An 8694-nucleotide genomic window follows, 5' to 3' on the forward strand; every position below is an offset into this window, starting at 1 on the left:
AGACGTGATGCCGGAAGCAGTGAACGATACCGTTAACATACGGCCGGACCAGCGCACAACGATACCGGTGCCCGTGAATGATAAAGGGTCGCTTGATCATACTACCATCATCATCTCCCGCCAGCCCGCCAGGGGAACGGTCAGCGTCAACGCCGACGGTACCATCACCTTCACCCCGCTGCCCGGATTCAAAGGCGCGGAAGCATTCAGGTACCGCGTTCGCGACGCACACGGCACCCTGTCTAATGAAGCGGAAGTGATCATCTACGTGGGCGAAGAAGACTTCTTCATCCCCAACGCCATCACGCCGAACGGCGACGGCATCAACGACCGCTTCGTGATTCCTGACCTGCACAAGTTCCGGAGCACCATGCTGACCATCTTCAACCGTTGGGGCAATGAGGTGTACCACAACCCGCGGTACGACAACCGTTGGGATGGCAACGGCCTCTCCGGCGGCACCTATTATTACATCCTGAAAGTTGATACCCCGCAAGGTCATAAAGTGATCAAGGGCTGGATTCAATTGCTTAAATAACCGATTCCTGAACGACCAAAAAACATGCTCATGCGCAATAAAATATATCTGCTGATGCTCCTGGCCGCAAGCGCCGTACTCCCGGCGCAGGCCCAACAGGAAGTGCAGTTCAGTCAGTATGTGTTCAACGGGCTCGCTGTGAACCCGGCTTACGCCGGCTACCGCGGCGATGGTTACCTGAACGCCACCTTCCGCAAGCAATGGGTGGATTTCCCCGGCGCCCCCACCACCGGTGTCATTTCTTTCGACGGGCTGCCCGGCTGGGCTGATAACGAGAAAGTAGGCCTGGGCATCCAGGCGCTGTGGGATAAATCCGGTCCGCAGGAATATATGTCCGTCGCCGGTTCCTACGCCTACCGCATTCCCCTGAACGAATCCGGTTCGCGCAGGCTGAACCTCGGGTTCAATGTAAGCGTGGCGCAGTACAGCGTTACAGGCAACTCCCTGCAGCTCACCGATCCCAACGATCCTTATGCGCCCACGGGTAAAATCAGCACCTTCAAACCGGATGCGAGCTTCGGGGTGTACTATTACACGCCGGCGTTCTATGCAGGCGCTTCCGTGCTCCAGCTGTTTTCGCAAACGCTCGACAACACCGTATATGTAGCCGGCCACGCCCGCGATTACATGGTCATCAAAAGAACCCGCCACGTCTATTTCACGACGGGCGGTATGATCAACATCGATGAGCACCTGCGGCTGAAGCCTTCCATCATGATCAAGGAAGATTTCAACGGCCCCACCAACGTAGACCTCAACCTTTTCGCCCTGATCTCCGACCAGATCTGGATCGGCGGATCGTACCGTTCGTCGGTGCCCCTGCTGAATAAGGAAAAGCTGCAGGACGGCCTCCGCCGTGCGAATGCGGCGAGCGCTATGGTGGAATATTTCGCGTCAGACAGGCTCCGGATCGGCTATTCCTACGACTTCGCGATCAGCGGAATCGCCAATTACCAGTCGGGATCGCACGAGATTTCCATCGGGCTACTTTTCCCCAGAAAACAAAACGGCGATCGGATCATCAGTCCGAGGTATTTCTAATCAATTAGCATCAAACCCATGAACATACGCGTGATCCGGCAGTTATCGGGCATTATTTGCTTCGGCGCAGGGCTTTTGGCCAGCCCCGCTTACGCACAGGAGCAGCGCCCGGCGCAAGACAAAGCGGCGGCGCATTACCTCCGCTTCGAATACAGTACAGCCGCCGTTTATTTTGAGGAAGCGGCGAAAAGAAAATATTTCAGGACGGAACACATGCGCATGCTGGCCGACTGTTACCGCCAGCTGAACCTATATCAAAAAGCGGTGGACACCTACCGGAAAGTCACCGAATGCAAGGACGCCGTTCCTGCCGATTTTCTCCATTACGGCGACGCGGTGAAAAGCACCGGCGATTATGCCGCTGCCAAAGCCATCTACGCGCAATACCAGGAGAAGGGCGGCGCCGAAGCCGCCAGCCGCATGGCGGGATGCGATTCCGCAATGGTCTGGATGACCGCCGTTCCGCAACCGGTGAAAAACCTCCGCGAACTCAACACCCCGGCATCCGACTGGGGCGCCACCTGGGACGGTGAGGGCAGGTTCGTGTTCATGTCCGACAGCCTCCGCGAAACCATGCTCGATCCCCGGCAGAAAGCCTCGCTGAAGGAATACCGCAGGACGGGCAATGCTTTCCAGAAAATGTATGTAGTCGATACCGTTCACCGCGCACCCGATGCCACGGTGATCCGCGGGTTCGATAACGTATTGAATAATTTCAGGTACCATGTTGGTCCGGTTGCTTTTTCGCCGGGGGGCGACACGGCGTACATCACCGTGACCAGCCCCGGCAAACCAGCCGTGCAGCGTGGCGGGCCTGATGCGGGATACCGTACCCGCAGACTCGATTTGTTCGTGAGCGTGAGGGGGCAACAAGGCTGGCAAGCGCCCGTTCCCTTCGCTTACAACAATCCGCAGTATTCCATCGGCCACGCCGCCGTGGCGGCAGACGGGCAAACGCTCTATTTCACCGGCGACCTGCCCGGCGGCCAGGGCAAAACCGATATCTGGTTCTGCGAACGGCAGTCCGACGGCAGCTGGAGCACTCCGAAGAACTGTGGCACCGCCATCAATACACCCGACGAAGAAGCCTTCCCCACGATCAACGAAGCAGGGAAACTGTACTTCTCCAGCAAGGGCCATCCCGGCATGGGCGGGTTCGACTTGTTCGTGGTTGCAGGAGGGAAAGATAGCTGGGCTACGCCAGCCAATCTCAGGAACGGCTACAATTCTCCCGGCGACGATTTTTACCTGCGCAGCAATGCGTCCGGCAGCGAGGTTTTTGCTTCCAACAGGACGGGCGGCGCCGGCAGCGACGATCTTTACGGTATCGTAGCGGCGCCGGCCAACGCGCAGCGGATGGAGCCGGGTAGGAAGATAATCATACTTGAAACGACTGTGTTACAACAGGGATCAACAACACCAGCCACCGGAGCCACGGTGCTACTGACGGACGAAAACCGGCAGGAATACTGGACGCTGCTTACAACGGATGATGGAAAGGCATACATGGTGATCTTGGACGGGCACCGGTATGTCGTATCAGCGTCGGGCTCCGGGAATGGCTGGTCGGCCCCGCAGAAATTCACGGCAGGAGGGGAAGATACAGTGAAGATCAGCCTTCAGCTGGCCATGGCGGTGCCGCGCCCCGGCAGCGTGCATGAACTGCCCGATATCTACTACGATCGCGACGATTACCGTCTCCGGCCGGAGAGCTTCCCGGTGCTGGATTCGCTGGTGGCGCTCATGGAAAATTTCCCTGGGTTAGTCGTGGAATTAGGCGCGCATACCGACAGCCGGCATACCGATGCCTATAATATCGTGCTGTCTGAACGCCGCGCTGCTTCCGCCGCCGATTATCTCGTGCGGCAAGGCATCAGCCGCTCCCGCATCCGGACCGTAGGTTACGGGGAATCGCGGTTGGTAAACAAATGCACCGACGGGGTGGAATGTACTGAAGAAGAACATCAAAAGAACCGCAGGACCGAACTGCGCGTCCTCCAACGATAGCAAAGGGGTTATTTTCAAACAGAACGTAACGAATACACCACAGACTAGCAATGCGCCGGAATTACTTCCGGCGCTTTTTTATTGGATAAACCGTCATAATAAAGGAGTATGCTCTGCCAGCCATTTTTGTGCCGTCTGCACAACTATGGATTCAATATTGTTGGCGTTGGCGCCCTCCCAATAGAACGTTTCATAACCTGTTTCGATATCTTGCCACGCCCATTCCAATAAACTGAAATCGAGCAGGAGATCTGACTGGTCTAATCTGTAATAATTATTTTGTAACTCCTGAAGGTGCATCCTGATATGATCCTTGCTTGCAATTTTTTTCGCACTGAAGATGCAATAGCAGATAATGGCGGAATCACCGTTTTTTTCAGGTAGATGGAGTTCCCTCAGTGCAGCATGTAGGTATGGTTCCACTTCGTAATAGCTGGTGGGTTGGGATATGCCTGCCAGCATAAGGACATTTGGCGTTTCTATGCCCAATTCCAGCATGGCGGTGGCCCATTCTACGGCAAAATTCGCATCAAATGAGGGATGGCCTTGCATGGCAATGGCTTTATATGTCAGGTCGGAACGGAACGGCATGATGGTAAATATGGGTCAATGTACGTTTCTTGATAAAAATGGCAAAATATTGCCAGCCCTGCTGACATAAGGCTGTCAATCCGCCCGGGTATATTTACGCTATGAATATCTTACTTTCGGTTATGCCCAAACAAGACATCCCCACTTTTACCCCTGAAAGCCGTCAGGCCTGGCGGCAATGGTTAAAAAAGCACCATCGCAGCGAGCAATCGGTGTGGCTGACGATGTACAAGAAAGAAACCGGGAAACCCTCCATGGAGTGGAGCGACGCGGTGGACGAAGCGCTTTGCTTCGGCTGGATCGACAGTACGCGGAAGACCGTCGGCGACGGGGCCTTCATTCAGTACTTCACCCGCCGCAAGCCTTCCAGCAACTGGTCGAAAATCAATAAGGATAAAGTGGAAAGGCTGATCGCGGAGGGATTGATGACGGAAGCGGGGATGGCGTGTATTGAAATTGCGAAGCAGAACGGTTCCTGGTCGCGGCTCGACCAGGTGGAGGAGGGCCTGGTGCCGAAAGACCTGGAGAAAGCTTTCAAGGCGCATAAGGGCTCGAAATCATATTTCATGGGGTTGAGCAAATCGGTAAGGAAAATGATGCTGGGATGGATCGCGATGGCCAAGCGGCCGGAGACGCGGCAAAAGCGGATCGATGAAATTGCGCAGCTGGCGGCGGAAGGAAAGAAGCCGAAACAATTTTGATGCGGGATTTTGCCTGATATACATACGCCCTGGCCAGCGCCGGGGCTTTTTTATCCCATGCTTTTCGACATTTCCTTCAGCAGGCGGTGGAACGCCGTCACGGATTTCTTTTCATAAGATTCGTTGAGGGAGATGATCATGGCCTTGCGCTGCATGCCTTTGCCGGTGATGGGGACGGCCACTACGCCGTCTTCCTGTTTAACGGACGTGCGCACAAGGATGGAGTACCACGATCCGGAGCGGATCACTTCCAGGAGCATATTGATGTCGTTGATCTCCAGGGTGATGTTGGGGGAGAGGTTTTTCTGGGATAAGACGTGGGAGATGAACGCCCGGGTGCTGTATCCCTGCGAGGGCAATGCGAGCGGCAGGCGGGCGGCATCTTCCAGGCTGACGCTTTTCTTTTTCGCCAGCGGCATGTTGGGTGCCATGACGAGGGTCATAGGCGATTCGAAGAGCATCTGGTAACGGAGGTGCTTTTCTTTTTCGGCTTCGTGGAAGGTAAGGATGAAGTCGAGGTCGAGGTGTGCGAGTTTTTCCAGCAGCTCGGCGGAGGTGCCGAGCACCACTTGTATTTTGATGCCCGGCCAGGTTTGCATGAAGCGGATGAGTGATGGGGCGAGGATGGGGCGGAGGCCATAGGTGAGGCCGATGCGGATTTCGCCGGTGTCCATGTTGTTGAGGTCGCGCAGCACCTGGAGGCCGCTTTCGGCTTTATGGATGCTTTGCAGCGCATACCCGGAAAATAACTGCCCTGCTTCGGTGAGCGCGACCCGTTTACCGATACGGTCGAACAGTAGCACCCCGAGCTCATCTTCCAGCTGCGCGATCTGCTGGGATAGCGTGCTCTGGCTGATGTGCAGCTGCCGCGCGGCTTCCGTAAAGTTGAGCAACTCTTTCGCCTTGATGAAATACCGTAACTGGCGCAGTTCCATATTGATCGGTTTTATCGATGGATGTGATAGAAAAATACCATTTTTCAAATTTAGCGAATGTCTGGAACTTTGCACCGTATCAAACCGGAGCCATATGCTTCCCGCTGCACATACATCGCCGTCCCGCGTGCTCAGCCTCGTGCTGGGCCTGTCCCAGATCCTTTTGTGGGGCGGTTCTTTCTTTCTCATGGCCATCGTTGGAGAACCGATCGTAAGGGATACGGGCTGGCCGCACGAGTGGGTATACGGCGCTTTGTCGCTGGCGCTGCTCGTATCCGGCCTGATGGCCCCCGCCATCGGGAGGCGCGTGGGGAAAGCGGGAGGGGAGCAGGTGATGAAGTACAGCGGGATCGTGATTGCGGCGGGACTGGCCATTGCGGCCCTGGCGCCGCATATTTTGGTGTTCTTCCTCGGCTGGATCGTTATCGGCGCGGGGATGGCCATGGGGCTGTACGATGCGCTCTTTGCAGCGCTCGGCAAGCGTTACGGCGCTTCGGCGGGCAAAGCGTTCACTTACATCACCCTCATCTCGGGTTTCTGTACGACCATCATCTGGCCATTGCTGACGCTGCTGCTGGGGCAATTCGGATGGCGGGGCACGCTGCTCATCTATGCCGCGGCTTTGCTGCTGATCATCCTGCCTGTTTATAAATGGGCATTCCCGGCGGGAGCGCCGCAACCGGCGCCGGTACCCGGTGAACCCCGGAAAACAACGGCGCCTGCTGCTGCCGGGGCGTCGAAAGTGTATTACCTCGTCATGGTCAATTTTACTATTGGCGCGGTAATGATGACGGCGATATCGGTCCACCTGATAGACATCCTGCTGGACAATAACATTACCCTTGCCGCCGCCGTGGGCCTCGGCGCCTTGCTCGGCCCCAGCCAGGTGGGCGTGCGCCTCCTCGACCTGGTATTCCCGAAGAAGTCGCCGGTGACCGGCATTGCCATATCCTGTGCCGGCGTGCTGTCGGGCGTGGCCCTGTTGCTGGGAAGCCCCGCCATTGCAGCCGTGGGCATTATCCTGTACGGGTTGGGCAACGGGATGCGCACCATCCTCCGGGGCACCCTTCCCTTACATTTATTCGGCCCGGAAGGCTATGCCGGTACGATGGGCAAACTCGCGCGCCCGCAACTCATCGCCCAGGCGGCCACGCCTTTTGTGGGTGGGCTCATGATCCAGGGGCTGGGCGTTCCGGCGTTCCTGTGGGTGCTGGTATCCCTGGCCACAGCGAACGTTTTCATCTCCCTCATGATCCGCAAAGCCACGGTAGTACGCGCTATCTCCACAGTACCTGCCGCTATCCGGCATGCATCCTGACGCAGCCCCGAAAAAAATCAGGGACCCCTTGCAACCAAATCGAATTTCTTGTTGTTAAGATTGCATATTAACCGGAAAGGAACTATGAGAAAACCGATTTTGCTCCTGCTGGCCATCTGCCTTTTCGCCGGTGGCAGCGCTTCCGCCCGCCATTTCGATCAATCCGTAACAGAAACCGCCACGGGCGTGGTGAATGTAGCGACCACTTCCGCGAAAATCATGAAAGTACTCACGCCTTCGCTGGGCCTGACCAAAAAGCAGCAGCCCACGATATTGAAACTGGTATCCACTTACCTGCTGGACCGGAACAATCTCAATCCCCTGAAAAGCTCCAATTCCAGTGAGTATTCTTCCAAATTCGGGGTGCTGAACAATGGCTTCATGGGTAAGATGAAAACGATCCTGACGGTACGCCAGTTCGCCAAATTCCTCGGCCTCAAACCTTCCGCCACCAACACCGCCGCCGTGCTGTGGATATTATTCTTCTAAGATTGTTTTTCATATTAGGTTGATAAATGTTCGAGAAAAAAGAGGCCCGCTCACTGAGCGGGCTTTCTGATATCTTATGGGTAAGCGGGTAATAAAAGGTTAATTCAGCGGGATGCCGAACCAGGTTAGTTTCGTGAACATCGATTTACGCCCGGCTTTCCCTTTTGAGAAATACTTCTTCAGCCACTCCTGCTGCTCGCTGATATGCTTGCCGATATCGGGTGTTTTCTGCTTCAGATCTTCCACCAGCTCACCACGCTCATTACAGTAGCCATCACAATTCCATGGTATAGCGGTCGCATGTATCTTGAAATTTTGGGCAAAGATAGGGATAACCCTTATTTGGCAGGTTTCAATTTTACTTCGTCGATCTTTTTGCCGGAAAGGTCAAACACTTCGATCTGCAACTGGCTGGCATCCGCTTTCGCTTTCACGATGCTGGTATTGGAGTTTACCAGGACTGGGAATTGCCAGGCGCCGGCCTGTGGCAACTTTTTCACGTTCCTGTGCAGGTGCCCCGAGAGCATTACCTGCGCGCCTGCCTGGTTCAGCAGCGGCACGAACTTCTCCAGCACTTCCTCTTCCCCGTGCCATCCGCCGAAAGGCGGGATATGTGCGATCACGACTTTGTAAGGCGCTTCCGTGTATTCGGGGCGCTGGAGCGCTTCCTTCAGCCAGGTGGCCTGCAGGGTGCGGTAAGCGTCGTAATCGGCGATGCCGGTATACTCGATGTCGGAATCGGGCTTATCTTCGCCTGTGTCGAGTGGCGGAGGGGAAATAACGGGGGAACTGGCTGGCGAACTCGCCCCGCGTTTCGTGGTTGCCGCGGGCGTAGTACATGGGGATGCGGTCAGCAAATACGCTGATGGCGGTATCCATGAATGAACTGAAGATCTGCGCTTCGCTGCGGGAATTATTCTGCATGTCGCCGTTGAAGAACACCAGCTGGTTGTTGTTCCAGTCTACCTGCCCCAGCAGTTTTTTCATCACATCGTTCTGCTGATGGATGTCGTTCACCACCGCGAAGCTGACTTGTGTGGCTTTGGGATCGTTGGTGGTGAATGTGGGGAGAAC

At 55.7% G+C, this 8694-nt stretch carries 11 protein-coding genes; 6 read left to right on the top strand and 5 right to left on the bottom strand.

What is annotated here, in order from left to right:
• From Q0510_RS02685 to Q0510_RS02695, 3 genes are all read left to right on the top strand, one after another.
• On the top strand, nt 1-538 hold a 538-nt coding region (locus tag Q0510_RS02685; protein WP_298707990.1), incomplete at its 5' end, for a gliding motility-associated C-terminal domain-containing protein.
• A gap of 30 nt (nt 539-568) precedes the next feature.
• Entirely contained in the window at nt 569-1579 is a 1011-nt protein-coding gene (locus Q0510_RS02690) for a type IX secretion system membrane protein PorP/SprF (protein ID WP_298707991.1), read from the top strand.
• Nucleotides 1580-1597: 18 nt separating this feature from the next.
• Entirely contained in the window at nt 1598-3586 is a 1989-nt protein-coding gene (locus Q0510_RS02695) for an OmpA family protein (RefSeq protein WP_298707993.1), read from the top strand.
• Between the two features lie 93 nt (nt 3587-3679).
• On the opposite strand, the gene Q0510_RS02700 is transcribed toward Q0510_RS02695, so the two are convergent.
• Nucleotides 3680-4177, bottom strand: a complete 498-nt coding sequence (locus tag Q0510_RS02700) for a hypothetical protein (protein WP_298707995.1) — start codon at nt 4175-4177, stop codon at nt 3680-3682.
• A gap of 122 nt (nt 4178-4299) precedes the next feature.
• Here Q0510_RS02700 and Q0510_RS02705 point away from each other — a divergent pair, with 122 nt between their 5' ends.
• A complete protein-coding gene (locus Q0510_RS02705) occupies nt 4300-4878 on the top strand; it encodes a YdeI family protein (RefSeq protein WP_298707997.1) in 579 nt (192 codons plus the stop codon).
• A 50-nt stretch (nt 4879-4928) separates the two neighbouring features.
• Here Q0510_RS02705 and Q0510_RS02710 read toward each other — a convergent pair whose 3' ends face one another.
• Entirely contained in the window at nt 4929-5813 is an 885-nt protein-coding gene (locus tag Q0510_RS02710) for a LysR substrate-binding domain-containing protein (protein ID WP_298707998.1), read from the bottom strand.
• Between the two features lie 94 nt (nt 5814-5907).
• On the opposite strand from Q0510_RS02710, the gene Q0510_RS02715 reads away from it, so the two are divergent.
• Together Q0510_RS02715 and Q0510_RS02720 are read left to right on the top strand one after the other, a co-directional pair.
• Complete coding sequence (locus Q0510_RS02715; RefSeq protein WP_298708000.1) at nt 5908-7131, top strand: MFS transporter; 1224 nt, start codon at nt 5908-5910, stop codon at nt 7129-7131.
• An 84-nt stretch (nt 7132-7215) separates the two neighbouring features.
• Nucleotides 7216-7620: a hypothetical protein gene (locus tag Q0510_RS02720; protein WP_298708002.1), complete on the top strand. Its 405-nt coding sequence runs from the start codon at nt 7216-7218 to the stop codon at nt 7618-7620.
• A 99-nt stretch (nt 7621-7719) separates the two neighbouring features.
• On the opposite strand, the gene Q0510_RS02725 is transcribed toward Q0510_RS02720, so the two are convergent.
• The 3 genes from Q0510_RS02725 to Q0510_RS02735 form a co-directional block, all read right to left on the bottom strand.
• Nucleotides 7720-7866 (bottom strand): hypothetical protein, encoded by a 147-nt coding sequence (locus tag Q0510_RS02725; protein ID WP_298708004.1) that lies wholly within the window; start codon nt 7864-7866, stop codon nt 7720-7722.
• Nucleotides 7867-7958: 92 nt separating this feature from the next.
• On the bottom strand, nt 7959-8477 hold the full coding sequence (locus tag Q0510_RS02730) for a metallophosphoesterase (RefSeq protein WP_298708005.1): 519 nt from the start codon (nt 8475-8477) through the stop codon (nt 7959-7961).
• Nucleotides 8365-8694: metallophosphoesterase (locus Q0510_RS02735; RefSeq protein ID WP_298708007.1), on the bottom strand; the 330-nt coding region annotated here is incomplete at its 5' end. The genes Q0510_RS02730 and Q0510_RS02735, both read right to left, overlap by 113 nt.

The sequence above is a fragment of the uncultured Chitinophaga sp. genome (assembly GCF_937874145.1).
Lineage (GTDB): Bacteria > Bacteroidota > Bacteroidia > Chitinophagales > Chitinophagaceae > Chitinophaga.

What these genes read in the sequence shown, in the direction of transcription:
- Q0510_RS02710 (WP_298707998.1), bottom strand. Translation starts at nt 5,813, where the DNA reads ATGGAACTGCGCCAGTTACGGTATTTCATCAAGGCGAAAGAGTTGCTC.
- Q0510_RS02695 (WP_298707993.1), top strand. Translation starts at nt 1,598, where the DNA reads ATGAACATACGCGTGATCCGGCAGTTATCGGGCATTATTTGCTTCGGC.
- Q0510_RS02700 (WP_298707995.1), bottom strand. Translation starts at nt 4,177, where the DNA reads ATGCCGTTCCGTTCCGACCTGACATATAAAGCCATTGCCATGCAAGGC.
- Q0510_RS02705 (WP_298707997.1), top strand. Translation starts at nt 4,300, where the DNA reads ATGCCCAAACAAGACATCCCCACTTTTACCCCTGAAAGCCGTCAGGCC.
- Q0510_RS02690 (WP_298707991.1), top strand. Translation starts at nt 569, where the DNA reads ATGCGCAATAAAATATATCTGCTGATGCTCCTGGCCGCAAGCGCCGTA.
- Q0510_RS02715 (WP_298708000.1), top strand. Translation starts at nt 5,908, where the DNA reads ATGCTTCCCGCTGCACATACATCGCCGTCCCGCGTGCTCAGCCTCGTG.
- Q0510_RS02720 (WP_298708002.1), top strand. Translation starts at nt 7,216, where the DNA reads ATGAGAAAACCGATTTTGCTCCTGCTGGCCATCTGCCTTTTCGCCGGT.